Origin of the sequence: Micromonospora sp. NPDC048842 (assembly GCF_040649935.1) — a bacterium.
In the GTDB taxonomy this organism is placed as follows: Bacteria; Actinomycetota; Actinomycetes; order Mycobacteriales; family Micromonosporaceae; genus Micromonospora; species Micromonospora hortensis.
On record NZ_JBEZGK010000004.1, the window covers coordinates 367,099 to 386,112 of the forward strand.

7 protein-coding genes are annotated in these 19,014 nt (G+C 68.8%); 3 read left to right on the plus strand and 4 right to left on the minus strand.

Annotation, left to right across the window (positions count from 1 at the left end; translation table 11 throughout):
* Positions 1-73 precede the first annotated feature (73 nt).
* Entirely contained in the window at positions 74-574 is a 501-nt protein-coding gene (locus tag AB0C19_RS08835) for a roadblock/LC7 domain-containing protein (protein WP_357181571.1), read from the plus strand.
* A 41-nt stretch (positions 575-615) separates the two neighbouring features.
* Here AB0C19_RS08835 and ppdK read toward each other — a convergent pair whose 3' ends face one another.
* Positions 616-3,324, minus strand: coding sequence for a pyruvate, phosphate dikinase (ppdK, locus tag AB0C19_RS08840; RefSeq protein WP_357181574.1), 2,709 nt, complete (start codon positions 3,322-3,324; stop codon positions 616-618).
* A 317-nt stretch (positions 3,325-3,641) separates the two neighbouring features.
* On the opposite strand from ppdK, the gene AB0C19_RS08845 reads away from it, so the two are divergent.
* Complete coding sequence (locus AB0C19_RS08845) at positions 3,642-5,336, plus strand: beta-N-acetylhexosaminidase (RefSeq protein WP_357181577.1); 1,695 nt, start codon at positions 3,642-3,644, stop codon at positions 5,334-5,336.
* A gap of 19 nt (positions 5,337-5,355) precedes the next feature.
* On the opposite strand, the gene AB0C19_RS08850 is transcribed toward AB0C19_RS08845, so the two are convergent.
* From AB0C19_RS08850 to AB0C19_RS08860, 3 genes are all read right to left on the minus strand, one after another.
* Positions 5,356-6,507, minus strand: coding sequence for a Clp protease N-terminal domain-containing protein (locus AB0C19_RS08850; protein ID WP_357181580.1), 1,152 nt, complete (start codon positions 6,505-6,507; stop codon positions 5,356-5,358).
* Positions 6,508-6,563: 56 nt separating this feature from the next.
* A complete protein-coding gene (locus AB0C19_RS08855; protein ID WP_357181583.1) occupies positions 6,564-13,226 on the minus strand; it encodes a polymorphic toxin-type HINT domain-containing protein in 6,663 nt (2,220 codons plus the stop codon).
* 89 nt (positions 13,227-13,315) lie between these two features.
* Positions 13,316-17,353, minus strand: coding sequence for a LamG domain-containing protein (locus AB0C19_RS08860; protein ID WP_357181587.1), 4,038 nt, complete (start codon positions 17,351-17,353; stop codon positions 13,316-13,318).
* Positions 17,354-18,601: 1,248 nt separating this feature from the next.
* Here AB0C19_RS08860 and AB0C19_RS08865 point away from each other — a divergent pair.
* Positions 18,602-19,014: C39 family peptidase (locus tag AB0C19_RS08865; RefSeq protein ID WP_357181590.1), on the plus strand; the 413-nt coding region annotated here is incomplete at its 3' end.

A 19,014-nucleotide genomic window follows, 5' to 3' on the forward strand; every position in this document is an offset into this window, starting at 1 on the left:
ACCGGTAGCGTTCCCAGCGCGGAAAGTAACCATCCGACTGACACGCAGAGCCGACCGGTGAGGGGTATCGCTCGTGGACGCAGACACGGTGATGGGAACGGAGCTTCGTGGGCTGCGCCAACGCCGACCCGACATCGCCGGCACGGTGCTCGCGGGCACCGACGGCCTGCTCATCTCCAGCGACCTACCCAGCACCGACGCCACCCATCTCGCCGCGCTGGCCGCCGCGAGTTTCGGGCTCGGGCACCGGGTGGCCGACACCGTCCGGCAGGGTGAGTTCCGGGAGTCGGTCGTGTGCACCACGGCAGGCTGCGTGGTCACCTATCCGGCCGGGCGCAGCGCCCTGCTGACCCTCGTCACCATGTCGGCGGCGGGTGACCTGGAGGCGCTGCACGAGGAGGCGCGGGCGGTGGCCCGTCGGGCGGGGTCGTTCCTGGACGTTCGCGGCGGCGGCATCGGCGCCACGGCTGTTCCGGACGCGCACGCGCCACTCGCCGTGCGTACCCCGATGGCGACACTGCCGACGCAGTTGGGCCGCCCGGTCCGGCCGACCTGGCGTCGTCCGCCGATCTGAGCGCCGGCGGCGGCCGGGTGACCAGCCGCCGCCGACGTGCGTCAGCGGCTGTCCGACCCGCCGGTCTCCACCACCGCCCGGCCGGCCTCCAGCCGGGCCACCGGCACCCGGAACGGCGAACAGGACACGTAGTCCAGGCCGACCTCGTGGAAGAAGTGCACCGAGTCCGGGTCACCGCCGTGCTCACCGCAGACACCGAGCTTCAGCCCGGGGCGGGCGGCCCGGCCCTCCTCGGCGGCGATCCGCACCAGCCGACCGACGCCGTCGCGGTCGATCGACTCGAACGGCGAGATGCCGAAGATGCCCAACTCCAGGTAGCGCCAGAAGAACGCGCCCTCGACGTCGTCGCGGGAGAAGCCCCAGCCCATCTGGGTCAGGTCGTTGGTGCCGAAGGAGAAGAACTCGGCCGCCTCGGCGATCTGCCCAGCGGTCAGCGCCGCTCGGGGCACCTCGATCATGGTGCCGATCAGCACCTCGACGCCGCTGTCCCCGACCACCTCGGCGATGATCTTCTCGGCCTCGGCGCGGACCGTCTCCAGCTCCTGGACCGCCCCGACCAGCGGCACCATGATCTCCGGCTTGGCCACGCCCCCGTTGCGGGCGCAACTGACAGCCGCCTCGGCGATGGCCCTGACCTGCATCGCGAACAGGCCGGGGATGACCAGGCCGAGGCGTACGCCCCGAAGCCCGAGCATCGGGTTCTCCTCGTGCATCCGCCGGACGGCGGCGAGCAGCGCCTCCTCCTTGGCCACGTCCTCGCCGCGTTCCTGGGCGACAGCCACGTTGACGGCGAGCTGCTCCAACGGCGGCAGGAACTCGTGCAGCGGCGGGTCGATGAGCCGGACGGTGACAGGCAGGCCGTCCATCTCGCGGAAGATCTCCTCGAAGTCGGCCCGCTGCAACGGCAGCAGCGCCGCCAGCGCCGCCTCCCGCTCGCCCGGGGCCCGGGCCAGGATCAGCCGCTCGACCAGCTCCCGCCGGTCGCCGAGGAACATGTGCTCGGTGCGGCACAGCCCGATGCCCTCGGCGCCGAAGCGCCGGGCCCGAGCGGCGTCCGCGCCGGTGTCGGCGTTCGTGCGGACCGCGAGCCGCCGCTTCCCGTCGGCGTGCGTCATGATCCGGTGTACGGCTCGGACCAGCGCGTTGTCGATGTGCTCGGGGTCGAGGCTGCCCTCGAAGTACTGCACGACCTCTGAGGGCATGACCGGCACCTCGCCGAGGTAGACCTTGCCGGTGGTGCCGTCGATGGACACCACGTCGCCCTCGGTGACGGTGTGCCCGGCCACTGTGAAGCGCTTCGCCGGGACGTTCACCTCGATCTCGTCGGCGCCGGAGACGCAGGTCTTGCCCATGCCCCGGGCCACCACCGCGGCGTGGCTGGTCTTGCCGCCGCGTGAGGTGAGGATGCCCTGCGCGGCGATCATGCCGTTCAGGTCGTCCGGGTTGGTCTCCCGGCGCACCAGGATCACCGACTTGCCCTCGGCGGCCAGCTCGACGGCTCGGGCGGAGGTGAAGACCACGGTGCCGGACGCCGCGCCGGGCGATGCGCCGATGCCCTTGGCGACCGGTTGGAACTCGTGGTCGAGCTGGAAGCGCGGGAACATCAGCTGGGCCAGTTGCGCGCCGTTGACCCGGTGTAGCGCCTCGTCCAGGTCGATCAGGCCCTCGTCGACCAGTTGCCCGGCGATGACGAACGCGGCGGCGGCGGTGCGCTTGCCCACCCGGGTCTGCAACATCCACAGCTTGCCGCGTTCGATGGTGAATTCGATGTCGCAGAGGTCCTTGTAGTGCTCCTCCAGCCGGGCCATGATGCCGAGCAGCTCGTCGTAGGAGGCCTTGTCGAGCTGCTCCAACTCCTGCAACGGCACTGTGTTGCGGATGCCGGCGACCACGTCCTCACCCTGGGCGTTGGCCAGGTAGTCGCCGTAGATGCCCTGCGCGCCGCTGGCCGGGTCACGGGTGAACGCGACACCGGTGCCGGAATCCGGGCCGAGGTTGCCGAAGACCATTGTCACCACGTTGACAGCGGTGCCCAGGTCGGCCGGGATGCGCTCCTGGCGGCGGTAGAGCACCGCGCGCTCGGCGTTCCACGACTCGAAGACCGCCCGGATGGCCAGGTCGAGCTGTTCGCGTGGCTGCTGCGGGAACTCCCGGCCGGTGTGCTTCAAGAAGATCTTCTTGTACGCGTCGACCAGCCCACGCAGGTCGTCGGCGTCCAGATCCAGGTCGTTGTGGGTGCCCTTGGCGCGCTTGGCCTCGTCGAGCGCGTGCTCGAACTCCTCGCCCGGCACCTCGCAGACGGTCTTGCCGAACATCTGGATGAGTCGCCGGTAGGAGTCCCAGGCGAACCTGTCGTTCTGTCCCGCCTGCGCGGAGAGCCCGACCACGCTCTGGTCGTTGAGACCGACGTTGAGGACGGTCTCCATCATGCCGGGCATGGAGAACTTGGCACCGGAGCGGACGGAGACCAGCAGTGGGTCCTGCGGGTCACCGAGGCGCTTGCCCATCGTGCGCTCCAGCGATTCCAGGTGCGCCTCGATCTGACCGGCGAGCCCGTCCGGTTCCCGTCCCGTCGCGAGGTACGCCTGGCACGCCTCGGTGGTGATGGTGAAGCCGGGCGGGACGGGCAGGCCCAGGTTGGTCATCTCGGCGAGGTTTGCCCCCTTGCCGCCGAGCAGCTCCTTGAGTTCCTTGTTGCCTTCGGAGAAGTCGTAGACGTACTTGTGATCGACGGTCTCTTGCGCTGCCACCAGAGCCTCCACAACACACGCGCCGGATTGACACTTAACGAAGGTTCAGTTTTCTTCTTCCCCGGGACGGACCGCCGGCAATCCCGGGGTCGACGTCGATCGGTGGGCGAAGGTTAAGCGAACATCGAGTGACCTGGGACCGTTCGGTGACAATTGGCACAGCCATCACGACTATCCGTGTTCGTACCGGTTTTTGGGAACGCTTCCATGCGCACCATCACGCATCCCGGCCGAGCGTCGTACGCTTGACGCCACGCCAGCCGGTGAACCTCACTTTTGCCATAACCGACGCGAATACACCCCCCGGAGTCGCCGCCGTGTCGACCACCTCCTCCCCCGGCCCCACCGCCGTCCCCACGCCGCTCTCAGCAGGTGAACCGGACGCGGCCACGCTGGCCCGCGCGGCCGAGCAGACAGCGGGCACCCTGCTCGCCCCGGCGGCCCCGCACCGGCTGGCCGACGTCGTGCCCGCCCCCCACCAGGTCCAGCCGGACCCGACCGCCGACTGGGCGCTCCCGGCCGACGCGGTCGTCGTGGCCAGCGCCGACCCCGCCGCGTTGGCTGTCGCCGAGCAGCTCGCCCAGCTCCTGCGTCCGGCCACCGGCTACCCGCTGCCGGTCACCGACGCCACCACGCCGGAGCCCGCCGGTGGCATCGCGCTCGTGCTCGACGGCAGCGCCGACCTCGGGGCGGAGGGCTACAGCGCCGACCTCGGCGCGGAGGGCTACCGCCTCGACATCGCCACCGACGGAGTACGCGTCACCGCCACCACCGCCGCGGGCCTCTTCTACGGCGTACAGACGCTGCGCCAACTGTTGCCAGCGGGGATCGAGAGCCCCAGCCCGGTCACCGAACGCTGGGCGCTGCCCGGCGGGACCATCACCGACGCACCCCGGTTCCCCTACCGGGGCGCGATGCTCGACGTCGCGCGGCACTTCTTCGCCGTCGAGGACGTGCTGCGGGTGGTCGACCACCTGGCCCGCTACAAGCTCAACCACCTGCACCTGCACCTCACCGACGACCAGGGTTGGCGGATCGCCGTCGAATCCTGGCCGAGGCTGACCACCGTCGGCGGGACGACCGAGGTCGGCGGCGGCCCCGGCGGGCACTACACGAAGGCCGACTACCAGCGGATCGTCGCCTACGCGGCAGCCCGCCACATCACAGTCGTTCCGGAGATCGACCTCCCCGGGCACACCAACTCGGCGCTGGTCGCGTACCCGGAGCTGGCGCCGGACAAGATCGCCCCGCCGCCGTACACCGGCACCGAGGTCGGCTTCAGCTACGTCGACCCGGCCGACGAGCGGACGTACGACTTCGTCGCCGACGTGTTGGGCGAGGTTGCCGCGCTCACCCCCGGCCCCTGGCTGCACATCGGCGGCGACGAGGCGTTCAAGGTGAAGGGCGAGGTCTACACCGGTTTCGTCGAGCGGGTCCAGCGCATCGTGGCCGACCTCGGCAAGACCGTCGTCGGCTGGCACCAGCTCGCGCCGGCCGCCCACCTCGACGGGCGGGTCCTGCAGTGGTGGGGCACGAGCGGCGAAGACCACACCACCGCCGAAGCGGTACGCAGGGGCGCTCGGCTGATCGTCTCCCCCGGCAACCACGCCTACCTGGACATGAAGTACGCCCCGGACACCCCGATCGGGCACGACTGGGCCGGCCTCATCGACGTGCGGAAGGCGTACGACTGGGATCCGGGTACGCACGTAGTCGGCGTACCCGCCGAAGCGGTTCTCGGTGTGGAGGCCCCACTCTGGACCGAATCGGTCACCTCGCTGGCCGACATCGAACTGCTGCTCCTGCCCCGCCTCCCGGCCATCGCCGAGTTGGGCTGGTCACCCCGGGCGAGCCACGACTGGGCCGGCTTCCGCGACCGCCTGGCCGGCCAGGGCCCACGCTGGACGACGGCCGGGATCACCTTCCACCGCGCGCCCGAGATCCCCTGGCCCACGAGGCCGGCACTTCCCGCACCGCGCGGCGCGACCAGCGGGACGACGTCCGATCGCTAGCGACACCGGCAGCGCAAGCTCATGGTTGGACCAGGCCGAGACGGCGAGCCGCCAGGTCGCGAACCACTGACGGGTCTACGCCCAGCTCAGTGAGCAACCGCCGGGCCTCCTCGTCCGGGTCGGTCAGCGCAGCGTGCAGCAGGTGGATGCTGCCGGCCGGCAGTCGGGCGCCGAGGGTGCTCAGCTCACGCGCACGCTCGGCGATCCGGGCCGCCGCCACTGTCCACGGCGGGTTGGTCCGGTCGGTGCGCCAGGCCCGCTTGGGTCGCGGCCCGGCGAACTCCCCGCCGTATCTCGCCGCCGCCACGACGAGACCTGCTTCCTGCCGCGTGAGCCCGACATGATCGAGCAGGGCTTCGTTCCCGCTGCCGGAGGGTCCTGCGGGACGCAGCTCCCCCGCGCGCATCTCTTCCTCCAGCACCAACACCGCCAGGATCAGATGGGCCGGCGAGGTGCGGTCGTGTCCGACACGTACCGTCTCGGCCACCGCCTCCAACTCCAACCAGCCAAGCGCGGGCGTGGTCTGGCTGAACAACCGGCTGGCCGAGGAGATCAGGCGCGTCGCCAGCCGCCCGCTCCGCACGGCCCCGGCGCCGGGCCCGGTGAGCACCCCGAGCTGCCGCAGTGGTGCGGCCAACCCCAACCACGGCGGCTCCTGGTCACCCCGGGGCCAGATTTGCGCCACCGCGTCGTCGAGCCGACCAGGGATCAGACGATCCAGGTCGACGTAACGTTGGGCCCGGTCACCAGGCCCCTCCAGAAGCGTCTCCAGCAGGTGATCGCTGCCCACCCACCGAGCCTGACGGTGTAGGGCCAGTTGAGCGGCCATCCGTAGCACGGACTCTGCCTCGAGCTCCCACCCGACTGCTCGGGCGAGTCGGTCAACGGCCGGACCCGGCCACCCGAATGAGCGCCAGTACGCCTCGCGCTGCGCTCGAACCAGCTCGAACGTGACCTCGACCGACAGCCCGAACACGTCGTCCGTGGCATCCGAGGCTGCCGGCTCCCGCGGTTGTGCCCGTACCGGAACCGCCGGGCGCAGCCGCGGATACCGACCCAACAGCGCGAAGAGGAGGTCGTCGGAGCCGATGCTGACCTGCTTGAGCCGGGCAGCCTCGTCTGCGGCACGGCGTAGCACCGCGTAGAGGCCACCGCCGATCGTGACGGACACGATCCCCCCCGTCCCCCGCACCCTGATCAAGTGCCTGGTTGGCTGGCCGACCGTGGCTAGATACCCGTCATCTTCAACGGGTTGTACGTGACCCGATGCTGCGGAGAGTAACGGTGCGTCCCGCGATAGACCTTGGGCTTGCGGTGTGCAGCGTAGCCCCCACCGCCAGCCCGATAACTCTTCTTCGCGGTGCGGGCCGCGTAGTAGGCCCGACCCCCGTACTCCGCCGCCTGCTTGGACCAATGGTTGGAGGGCAGCCAACCCAGGAGCTTGCTGTAGACGCTCTTGTCGTAGACCTCCGAGGCGCCCTCGACGGCTCCGTTGAGCCCTGCGCGTACCCAGGGGGGCAGCAGTCGCATGGCGAGACTCGTTGACCCGTGACTGCGCAGTTCCCGGCCGTGAGTGGGCTCGTAGTCCGCGTCCTGGCTGGACTTTCCCTTGGCACGATGCTTGCCCCCGCAGTTGTGAACGAGGACCGGGTCGTCGCCTGCTCGTACGAGGTAGGTGTGGATGTCGTCGACAGTGAGGTTGTGGACGGTCGCGACAGCACCGTACGCGACGACCGCGATCACACTGACCCGAACTCCGTCGGGATTCAACAACACGTCGCCTGGCCGCAGGGCCTCCGCGCTCAGCCATTCCCGCCGGTTGTCGGCCCAGAACGGGTGCCCGTCGGTGGCGGTCAGGGTGCCGTCGGCCCTGCTGTCCCGGTCCGAGTCGACGCTGATCTCGACGAGCTGCTTGTCTCCGACACCGGTGATCAATGCGGTGACCGGGCGGGCCCCCTCCTCGCCGGTCTCCGGGTCCACGGCCCGCACCACGTCATCGATCGCGATCTTCTCGATGGCCTTGTACGTACCATCCGCCATCAGCACGGAGGTGCCTGGCAGGAAGCTGTTGGGGGTCAGACAGCTGTCGAGGGGGTCCGGCCTGTTCTTGGCGGCGTTCTTCACCGCGCCGGCACCTCGCGCGGCGGTCTTGGCCTGCCGGACTCCCGGGACCATCGAGGCGATGCCCATGGCACAGCCCGCGGTGTCCCCGCCCGCGCAGGTCTTGGCGGTGTCGATCGCCCCCGCCACCGCGGCCACCGCACCGGCGGCGACCGCCACCACCTGCGCCGGTGGTGGCAGCACGGCGGCCACCATCGCCACCGTGCTGGCGACCGTCGAGATGGTGCCCGCGTTGTTGACCACGGCCCTGGCCGCCGACTTGGTGGCGCTGGCCACCGCGTTTCCGGCCCGGCTCGCCGCGTTCTTGATCTTGCCGAAGAAGAGGCCGTCCGGGTCGGCGAACGTGACCGGGTTGTTGTTGGCGTACGCGTACGGGTGCAGGCGCTGCGGGTCGTACTCGTCCGTCTCCGGATCCACCGAGATGAACGCGCCGAGCGCCGCGTCGTAGAACCGGGCGCCGAGCAGCGACAGCCCGGTCGGGTCGCTGATACCGCCGACGAAGCCACGCTGTCCCGAGGGCCACGTGCCACCAACGCCGCCGGAACGCGAGTTGCCGTACGGGTCGGAGTATCTGATCGTGTCGACCCGGGTGACCGAGTTGACCGCCCAGTTCGCCGAGTCGTGCTGGTCGGATGCCAGCCAGACGACGTCCTTTGAACCGGTGGCAGTGGACGACGTGCGGGAGGCGACAGTGTCACCAGCGTGGTCGTAGTAGCGGGTCGCCGTCTTGTCCTGCCCCGCGACGCTCAGCTCGTGCCCGGCGACGAACACCGTGGCCTGGCCGTTCGGATCGATCCGGGCGATCCGGTTGCCGTCGACGTCGTAGACCATCCGCGTGGTGCCGGCGGGTCCGGTGATTTCGGTGAGCTTGCCCTGCGGGCTCCAGTCGAGGGTCTCGCTGACCCCGTCGACCCGTCGGTAGGTGAGGTTGCCGGTGTCGTCCCAGTCGTAATGATCGACCCGCTCGCCAGTTGTCACAGTCCGCACTGCCTGCGGCTTGTCGGCGCCCTCCTGGCCGTAGCCGTAGCTTGAGGTCACGCCGGTGCGCTTGTCGGTCACCGCGCTCCGGGAGCCCGACTTGTGGTACTCGTACGACTTCCAGTACGGGGAGACGCCGCCCACGTCCCCGGCCGTCACCCCGTCCGCGCAGGTGGGAAGCGCCTGCGTCCACGCCTGAGTGAGTCGCCGCAGGTAGTCGTACTTCATGCACTGGACGTCGCTGTCGGCGGGCCGCGGGTTGTCAGCGTTGTCCAGCGGCCGGTTGGCCATCGACAGCACGTTGCCCGCCGGGTCGTAGCGGTAGCTGAGCGCGGCGACGTTGGTCACCGTGGCGTCGCGGTCGAAATAGAACTCTTGGAGCCGACGGGTGACGTCGTCGTAGACGTACGTCTGGTAGGCCTGCGGCTTGTTGTCGACGCCGAGCTTGCGGCTCAGCACCTCGCCGTAGGGCGAGAAGGTGGCGGTGTCGACGTAGACGGTGTTCGTCCCCGACGGGTACGAGGTGCCGACCAGTCGGGTCACGTTGCCCAGGTCGTCGTAGGTGTGGGCGATCGTCTCCCGCTCGAGCGCGCCGACCTTCGGAACGTTCATCCGGTCGGGTGAGCCGTCGGCCTTGTACGTGTAGGTGGAGACATAGGTGCCGGCGGCACCCTCCAGGCCGGGCATGGCCGGCACCACCGACTCCTCGTCGGCGACCTGGTACGCGCTGCTGTAGGCGAACACCTCGCGGGTGAACTGATGCCCGCCGACGATCGAGCGCTGCTTGGTCAGGTGCCCCTTCGCGACTGTGTCGTACGTCCAGTCGGCGGTCAGCTGACCGTTGACCCGACGGAGCTTTTGCCGCCCCAGGGCGTCGTACTCGGTGGAGACCACCTCGTCCAACGTGTTGGTGGACGACGTCACGTCGTCCGCGTTGTCGTAGGTGAGGGTGGTTTCCCCCTTGTCCGGGTCGGTGGTCTTCACCTCCCGGCCGCGCAGGTCGTACTCGTAGCGCCAGACCTTCCCCGCCGAATTCGTCACGCTCGCCAGGTCGCCACGCGGGGTGTAGGTGTAGGTCGTGGCGTCGAAGCCACCGCTCGGGGTCGCGCCGTGATACTGCCGCAGCTCGGTCGTTTTGTCGTCGACGTCGCTGATCGTGACGGTGGCGGTGCCACCCTGCGGCGGGGTGACGGCGACCTGCCAGCCATCGGGGTTGCCGCCGTAGGTGGTGGCTGTCGCCCACAACTGGCCGCTGCTCGACCAGGTGCCCTCGTTGATCACCCGACCCAGCGCGTCGTGACTGAACACGGTCCGCACGCGATCCCCGCCGAGAGTGGGCAGCATGAAGACGGTGGAGGGCGCTCCCGTGATGTGGTTGGGGCCGGACTTGTACGCCTCCAGGCCCCGGTCGTTGTAGCCGGTCGATTCCACCAGGCGCTGCCCGCCCTGGGCGTCCTCCTGCGTCTGCACGGACCGGTAGAGCGAGTCGAAGAGACCAACCTCGGTGAGGTACGTGCCGTTGGGTCCGAGTCGCTTGGTGGTGACCGCCAGCGGCCCGTCGTTGCGGACCACGTACCCGAACTCCATGTTCGGGGTCTGGGTCAGCTCAGCGCGGCCTGGGAGCCACACCTTGGCCAACCGGCCGAGCGGGTCATGAGCGAGGACGGTGCGCTTGTTGTTGGCGTCGACGATCACTGTCGGTTCGGCCCAGGCCGGCTGCTGGGTGGTGGTCGTCTTGTGCTGGAGTGGGTTGAGGGTGACCGTTTCGGTCACCGGCCCGGGACCAGCCGGAGTGTAGGTGGTGGTGGTCACGCCGCCCCGCGCGTCGGTAACGGTCAGCTTTCGGCCCAGCGCGTCGTAGGAACTACGGGACGTGACCGCATAACTGGGGCCGGTCCCCCAGGTGTCGAGGGTGTCCTCGCGGGTCACCAGGCCCTTGCTGGGAGCGGAGCCGTGAGTGTCCGATCCGTCGTGGTAGGTCTTCACGTCGGAGATGACGTCAGCCGGTCGGGACGGGGCGTCAGCGCAGGCCTTGGCGACCGTCTCCACCCGGGACACGGCCTCGCGGATCCACTTGTCGGTGTTCGTGACGTACGTGGTGCGGGTGCAGGTGTCATCGCCCGCCCGGCCGGTGTCGCCCAGGTCGGAGACCACCTCTGGTAGGCCGTCGGAGTTGGAGGTGGTAAGGGTTTCGGTCCGCGCCCACTTGTTCGCCGCGAGCAGCTTGCGGGTCTTCTCGACAGACGGGCGACTGAGGTACGCGCGGTCGGTGCCCCCGGTGTGGGTCCGCGCGGCCGTCTGGCGGGTCCAGTACTGCGTGGTGGACGCCTCGACGACGGTCGACCCGTCGAGGGTCGCCTCCTCGAGTGGGGAGCCGGCCAGCGCCGGGTGGTCGGTGTACCTGTTGGACTCCGAGTCAGAAACCTCGACGCTGCGCCTGGTGCCATTGGGGAGCGGCTGGTCGTGCAGGCCCCGGTAGAACCGCTTCTGGGTGGTCAGCGGTACGCCCCGACCCGGCTCACCGACCTTGGTGACCACCTGGGAGTAACCGCGCCACTGCCCGTACGTGCGGTGCTTCTTCTTGGTGAACTCGCCGTCGTCGTAGCCCCAGAGGACGGTCGTGCCACCCCCAGCGGTGCTGTACTCGTACCGCGTCGTGATCGCCGGCTGATCGGCGGTGCGGTCGATCTCGGAGATCTCGGTGACGACGTACTTGTGGAACCAGTCCCGCTTCGGATCCGTGTAGCCATCCGGGGTCCAGTACACGGGGTAACAGAGCCGTGAGTTGGTCTCCGGTGAGCCCGGCAGGTCGTTCAGGTCGCAGTCGGCATCCGAGTAGGTGACGTGAATGTCGGCACCCGACTCGGTGCGGATGTTCTGGATCCGCCACCGAGAGAACAGGGGCGCCCCGGCCAGAACATTGGCGCGGTTGGCCAACTCCACACCGGTGAACCGCACCGGCGGGTCGGTGACGGTGCCGCCGACGTGCCCGGCGTGGACCAGCTCCTTGAGCCACAGCGACGCCGAACCGGCGACCTTCGGTGCCTTGAACTCATGGCTCAGGCTCCACGACTCGACGTCGGTGAAAGTGGCGCCGGTCCGTACCTGCGTCGTGACCTTCGTGAGTCGCTTGGTGCTGAAGAACACCGGTGCCAGCTTGTCCGTGCAGGGGGTCTCGGCGCACTCCCGGTCCCATGGCACGTCCGGCCAGTTCGCCTTGACCGGCTTGCCGTCCTTGTAGCATTCCGCGACGAGGCAACGGTCAGCAGTGCTGAAGAGCACCCGAGCGGTGGCAGCGACAGTGGGATGATTCGCGTGCAATCCGTACTCGATCTTGGCCAGGTTTCCGCCCCGGGTGAACGACACCCGGTTGTCCTTGTCGCCCGCGGCACCGTAGTAGCCCGTCTCGCCGGCCGAATAGTAGTAGCGGACCGTGTTGCCGTGTACGTCCACAACCTTGTCGAGCATCCAGCGCCACGCCTGCTTGCAGGACGAGTCCTTGAACGCGCTGGCGTGGCAGTCCTCGTTCGGATGGTTGCCGAACACCGGGATCGTCCACCGGGAGTTCGCCGAGGTGACCTCGCTGGCGAAGAAGTACTGCGTGCCGTCCGGCGTGGTGACCGTCCAACGCTCGGACGTCGCGCTGCTCGCTGCGGCCGGGGTGCCCGCGAGTTGGATCTTCCAGTTGCTGTCGCTCTGTGCGCGCCAGACACCCGTCGTGTCGTCCTTGATGAGGGAGGCGTTGACGCCGTTGAGCGAGATGGTGACGTTCGGCGAGTCACCCTTCCAGCACTGGTCGTCGGTCTTCTTGTCCTTGTTGTTCGGATCCTTACCGGCGACAGCGTCGCGGTCATCAGTGCAGGTGACGTAGGTGCGTTCGACGAAGCCGGGCGCGTACTCCCAGCCGTCGCCGATCCACGAGGCCTGGTTGTTGGCGCCGGCCATCCGGCCATCCACGACCTGGGACGAGTAGTTGAGTGAAACCTCCGGGAGTGGCCCTTCCGCCGGAGGAAGCCGAACCTGGTTGGCGTACGAGAAGCCCCCGGCACCATCCCCCGCGGTCCACGACCCGGACGCCTTCAGGTCCGTTGCCTTGTAGTCACCCTCCGCCGAGGCGTCCTCAGCGGTGATGGCGAACACCATCGGGGCCGCGCCGGACAGAGCCAGCTCGGTCGACAGGGTTTTCGCTGTCCCATCGTTTGTCGTCTCCACCGCCACGACCTGCTGACAGTCCGACAGTTGCGGAGTGGTCACCGCGCAGGCCGGCAGCCGTTTGAGAGTCAGCCGTTCGCCCCAGCCCGCCCCGTACAACTGCCGAATTCCGGCGTAGTCGAAGGTCGCCTCAGCCGCTCCCGCATCGCCGTCGACGACGACAACAGGGCCAGTGACGCCCAATCGACGCGAGTGCCGCTCGTCCAGCACCCGCACCTGAACTCGTTGCGGAGCCTGGGCGTCCGGCGCGGCCGAGACCGTGACGGGTAGGTGACCGGCCAGGCCCTTGGCCCTCTTCCCCGGGCTTCCGGCAACCGCAAACGTCGCCTGCCCGGCCGCTGGCCACACGGCGTCCTTCGGCGTGGTCCACCTGCCACCGTCGTCGGGCAGCGGTGTGCGGTCGATGGGCACCGGGCGGGCCGAAGCCGCCTTGGCAGCCTTCACCGCGCGGTCACCCGATGGCACCTCGGCAGCCTCGGCAGGCTGCGCCACGGTCAGTGTCGATGCCACCAGCACCGCGACCATGCTCAGGGCGATCATCCGGCGTGGACGGGACAGGGCCGTTCGAAGCTGCGACATGGCACCTTCCTGACACAAGGGGGGAGGCAGGAGAGTTCGGGTGCAAGCGATGTGATGAGGACGGCAGGTCACACCCCGTCGGGGCACGATCAGCCAGCGGCGAGGTCGGCGATCCGTTCCGGGGCAAGCGTGGAGGTCCAGATCCGTACGTCGTCGACGACACCACCGAGCCGCGAGTGACGGCTCCCGCTGGTGTCCCCGCCGCAACCGATCAGGGTGGGTCCGCCCGCCATCCAAGGAGTGACCGGACCGTCAACCTCGCCCTGCGCGACTCCGTCGACGTACAGGCGGACCTTGCCGGCGCCGAGGTCGTAGACACCGGCGAGGTGCGTCCACTTGCCGAGCGTCGGTGGCTGCTGCGACTCCGAGTTGTGCCAGGCGGCATTCGCTGCGGGCGAGTCCGGCATTCCGAAGTGCCATCGATTGGCGCCCGGGTGGTAGCCGAGATAAAGGCCGGTATTGCCACTGGATATCTGCGACATCACCGTGTGGTGCCCGGTGGTCCTTTCGAGCAGCACCCAGGCGGTCAGTGTGAACGAGGCATCGGTACGCACGAGAGGACCAGGGGCCTCCGCACAGGAGTTCTCGGCCAACTCCAGGCCGAGGGCACCGTCCCGACCGAAGCCCCGATCGCGTGCCCAGGCGTACGGGCCGGTGATGGTCAGGTCGCGGCCGTTGCCGGACGTGTCGGTCAGATAGGTCGGTGTGTCGCTGGCCGGGCCGTCCAGCGGCCACAGACCCTCCAGCTTCACCCCCGGGTTACCTCCGTGCGCGGTGGCCACCTGGGCGGCGGTGAGTGCGCCCTGCCAGGCCTGTACGCCGCTGACTGCCCCCAGGACGTGATCCACTGGATTGCCCAACCACATAGCACAGCCGATGGTGGTGGGGCCGTTGGCCTGCCACGGGGTCGCGACCCTGGGGGCCGACGAGGCCAGGACACCGTTGACGTACAGGCTCATCTGCCGGGCGGTGGCGTCGTAGACCCCGGTCAGATGAGTCCACCTACCCACGTCGGCAGCGATACTGTTGGGGGATCTTGGCCACGGCCCCGAGGAAACGTTGGTATCGGCATCCATCATCATCATCGCCCAGTAATGAGTGCCGTCCACCACCCGGGTGCCGAGATACCAACCGCTGTACTGATTGCCGTCCTGACCGATGACCGTCTGGTTGCCGAGGCCCGCCGCGTCCAGCTTGACCCACGCCGCCACAGTGAACGACTCGTCGGTGCGCACCGAGGGCCCGTCCGTCGCCGCGCACTGCTTCCAGCCGTCCAGTTTCATCGCCGAGGCGACCCGGCCGTACTGGTCCTCGACCCACGACGCACCCTCGGGCACCACAGCGTCGGAGGATCGGCCAGTGGCCTCGGCGCCACTACCGCGCAGCTGCCAGTCGCCGACCAGGCCGGCGGGCAGTTCGGTGGCGGCGCGAGCGATCTGTTCCTCGGAGAGCAGACCCTGCCAGACGCCGGCCTGATCGACCTCGCCGATCAGGTGGTGCAGCTCCGAATCTGCGTTCCCGAAACAACCGACGAGGAAGCGGCTCTTCGCGTCCCATGGCGTGAACGGGATCTCACCCTCGGACGCGAATTGTCCATTCACGTACAACCGCATCATCCGCGCGACCGGGTCCACGGTGGCCGCCACATGCTGCCACTGGCCAAGCGGGGTGGACGTCGGCGCATAGATGCCGGTGAAGGCGGCCGTTTCGAAGTCGCCGGCGGTCAGGCCCAGCTCCCAGCGATCCCGCACGTGGTGGTACAGGAGGTAGAACGAGGGCCGTACCGTCCCGACCTGAGCGAAAACGGTACGAAGGGAGGACTTGTCGGCCAGGTTCACCCAACCGGAGACGGTGTACTCCGCGTCGGTGCGGATCACTGGCGCACTTTGCGCGCAGCCCGTGCCGTCCACGGCAAGCGCAGTACCCGGGACTCCCTTACGGTCGGTGCCATAGCTGGCCCCACCGCCGAGAGTCAGGTTCCGTCCCTGTCCGGAGTCGTCGAGTCCGTTCCCATCGAGCCGCCAGGTGGCCTGTGGCTGGGCCTGGGTGATCCGTCCGGTGAAGAAGTTGAACGCGGTCCGTGCCGAGTAGTTGCCGGCGTTGTCCTGCGCCCAGACGTAGACGACAGTTCGGCCGACCTCCGGGGTGAAGGTGACTGTCGTCGTGCCGGTGGATGCCTGGAAGGCCTGCATCGCGTCGGTCCCGATGCCGTAGGCGAACTGCTTGACGCCGGACATGGCGTCAGCAGAGGTGAAGCTGAGTGTCACAGGCGCGCCCGCGACCGGGGTGCCCGAAACGCGGGTGACCACTGGCGCGGTGGGAGCGGTGTGGTCAACCCGGAAATAGCAGTATCCCGTCCAGCCGCTGCCCTCGCCAGCCACGTCGTCATAACCCTGCACCCGCCAGTTGTAGGCCCCGTCGGCGAGAGCGGGGGCGGCCCATCCGCGCTCGACGCCGGAGGTGGTCCACGCCGAGGTGTGGTCAGCGGGGTTGGTCGGACCGTTGATGTCGAACTGCACCTTCACCGAGCCGTCGCCGTCGTTGGCCTTGCCGTAGAGCGTCGGGGTGGGGACGTTGACCCATGGCCCCGGTGACGTCGTGCTGCAGTTGCCGCCCGGCGACGTGCGGATCGCCACCGGCGCGGAGGGCCGGGACTGGTACGTTGCCTTCAGCTTGACGTTGGCCGGGTCGAATTTGGCCCAGTGTCCGCCACTCTCGCTTCCCATCTTGAGACCGAAGGTTATCGAGGCAGCGCCCGCATTGGCGTGCCGCTGGACGTGGTAGCCGACGTTCGCCCCATTGAAACTCTGCCAATTGGCCGACTGACCGCAGTTGGCCCCGACGGTTTTGGTCTGCAGCGGGCCTCCATGCAGCCACGTATTGGCCATGCCATTCCAGCTGGGAGTGGCGCTTGCCAATGAGTTCGTCTGCCAGATACCGAGAGACTCAGTACAGTTCCCCGTGTGCACCAGGTACGCGTCGACACTAGTCGTATTCACGAGGCGCCGGCCTGACATCGCGGAAATGTCGAAGTAGAAGTGCGACCGCCAGATGTCCCCATGGCTGTCCCAATTTGAGCCGACGCGGGCCACCTCTCGGGGCCAGGAACTACCCGAGGTCCATTGACGGTCTGGGTCGGAATCGTTCACGGGGGCCCACCTGGCCCACTTCATGTCATAGCTCGGGTCGATGAAGACCGGGAACTGGCCCCCGCTCAACACCGCCGGGTCCACGGCCACGGTGAGTGATCCTTCGTCGACACGAACGTCGACCCGAGCCACCGCAGCGGCGTCGGACGGACCACGGACACTCGAGCTGGTCACGGGGCGTTCCCCGCTGGGGTCGAGGGTCCCGGCACCCCGCTTCCCGACGGAGGGCTCACCAGTCGCCGCCGTCGAGTCCCATGCCATCGCCGGCGGGGCAGCCGCGAACAACCCACCCGGACCGGAGATGGTGACGCGATTGTCGGTCACCGCCACGTCGGCCGATCCGCCGAGGACGAACCGCGTCTCCCGGACTGCCGGGTTCTTCGCCGCCACAGCACTCTTGACCACGAGCAGGTGCGAGAAGCCCCCGCGTTCGGCCCGCACCACCAGGTCGACGTCCGGGTAGACGTTCGGGTAGGTGATCGTGTCGCCATCGATGACGCCCTGCGGCAGCGCGCTCGGCCACCCGAGCGAGAAGTCCGCGCCAGCGCCGGTCATGACGGCGAACGGGCCTTGCCCGCCCTGGGAGAAGACCACGTCGGCCGTGGAGGCGACCGGACGGACGCGACCGTCGCCGCCGACCACCAACGTCGTGTCGATCCCCCGCCAACGGCTACCGACCTTCGCCCACTGCGGCTCGGCCCACGACTCAAGCGTGAGCTCACCGGAGGGTTGCGCGAAGACCTTCGTGGTCTCCGAGGCTGCCGCCAGCACCTCGACCGCCGTGTCGCAGGTGCGTGCGAGCGAGATGGCTGCGTCCTCGGACGGCGCCATTGCCGCACCGTCGGCGGCGGCTGCGGAACAAGGGTTCGATTCGGGGGCAGCGGTGGCCTGACCGCTCGCCCCGACAACCGCTATCGCGCCCGCCAAAAGGGTGCCGGCCGTAAATTTTGCCAGCCAGGCATGACGAAGTAGAACCACAGCCGCACCCCCGTAGAGCAGCCCAAGAAGTCTTGCGGCAGACAATACATAGATCCACTGCGTTTAACCATACGCAATTCTGGCAATATTTATTGAGGCCGAATCCAGGGCAGATATACCATTTTGGTCGGTTGGCAACGATGGTCAGGATTGGGCCGCTGGCGCTCCGCGATAAGCGGCCGTACCGGCGGCGTCGCCCACCGGAAGGCGGCAACCCCTCCCGTCGTGCCGCAGCAAACATACGGCGACCAGACAGTGCGAATCGCTCGAATTCGACCGTTTCCGATGGTGTGGCGCGGGATGCGGCGAAGACTCTTCCGGCAGCAGAGCATTGTTGAATACACGAATTGGTCGCCGCCGCAACCTCGCGTGGCGCAATCCCGCTGTCGCCCGCACCAATGGGACCAATTCACACATCATGAAGGGCCCGTTCGGGGCGCCTACCCGAGACCGGCCCAGTCCACACGGCACCCTGCCCCAGCGCCGGCCCGGCCCAGGCCCCGCCAACGGCGCAGGCCGGGAATGGCCGACCATTTTCACGCTGGGCTGCCCCGCTCGCCCCCTTCATGGGCGATCGCGCCCTCCCTGGTCGTGCTCGATCCGGGAGTTGGTGGCCTCGTGCCGCCGGGAGGGGACTATCCCCCCGGATCGAGCACGACCTGGTGGGACGCGAGGTTCCGTGCGGAGCGCTGCCGGCCGATCCGGCGTCACGTTCTGCCCCGCCTCGGACCGGTACGGGGCGCGCGAACCGCGCTGAACCGCATGATCCACTCGGCTTTCATGACGTCGGGGCATCCCCGGCACCCGGACACCGCGACTTTCAGGAACCCGAGTCGATCAGGTCACCCTGGCCGCCATGTCCGGTTGGCCGGCTGAGCGGGGTGGGCCGTATGTCGGGTCTGACGTCGGGTGTCGGGTGGTCGGGGCCACCCCGGCGGCGGAATCGTGGGCCGGGCGGGGTCGTTATACCTGGCAGACCACCGCAACAGTCCCTGTCGTGGGGCGCGGCAGCCGCCGGGAACACCCGCCAGGCCGCCTCGGTTACATCCCCCGCACGGCCGAGCACCACCACGGCCGACCCCGGGCGGGTAGGCGGAATGGCCTGCCACCGCGGATGGTTACACCCTGTCCCGACGCCGACCCCCCGTTGCGGGGTCACCGGGCAGAACCCCTCGAACTTCCCCCGCACGCACCACCCCCCGTTGAGTGCCGTGCGGGCACACCCCCGATGCAGAGGAGCACGCCATCATGCGTACCGATCTGATCCGTAAGACCGCCCTGACCGCCGCCGGCCTCGCCTTCACCGGAGGCGCCATCGCCGGCCCCGTCACCACCGCCTTCGCCGCACCCACCACCAGCAAGCCGGCCACGCAGACCCAGACCGACCGCAAGAGCCACGGCGAGCGGGAACTCGGCGTGCGCTACGAAGCCCAGCCGAACTTCTACTACTGCGGACCCGCCGCCACCCGAAACGCCCTGTCCGTGCAGGGCAAGAACATCAACGTCGACGACATGGCCAAGGAAATGGGCACCACCGAGGCCGGCACCAACTCCATCAACGACATCACCCCCGTGCTGAACAAGGAAACCGGCAAGACCAACGCCTACCGGTCCGTGGAAATCAGCACCCCCGACGCCGACGCCAAGCAGACCGACACCCT

What these genes read in the sequence shown, in the direction of transcription:
- AB0C19_RS08855 (WP_357181583.1), bottom strand. Translation starts at nt 13,226, where the DNA reads ATGTCGCAGCTTCGAACGGCCCTGTCCCGTCCACGCCGGATGATCGCC.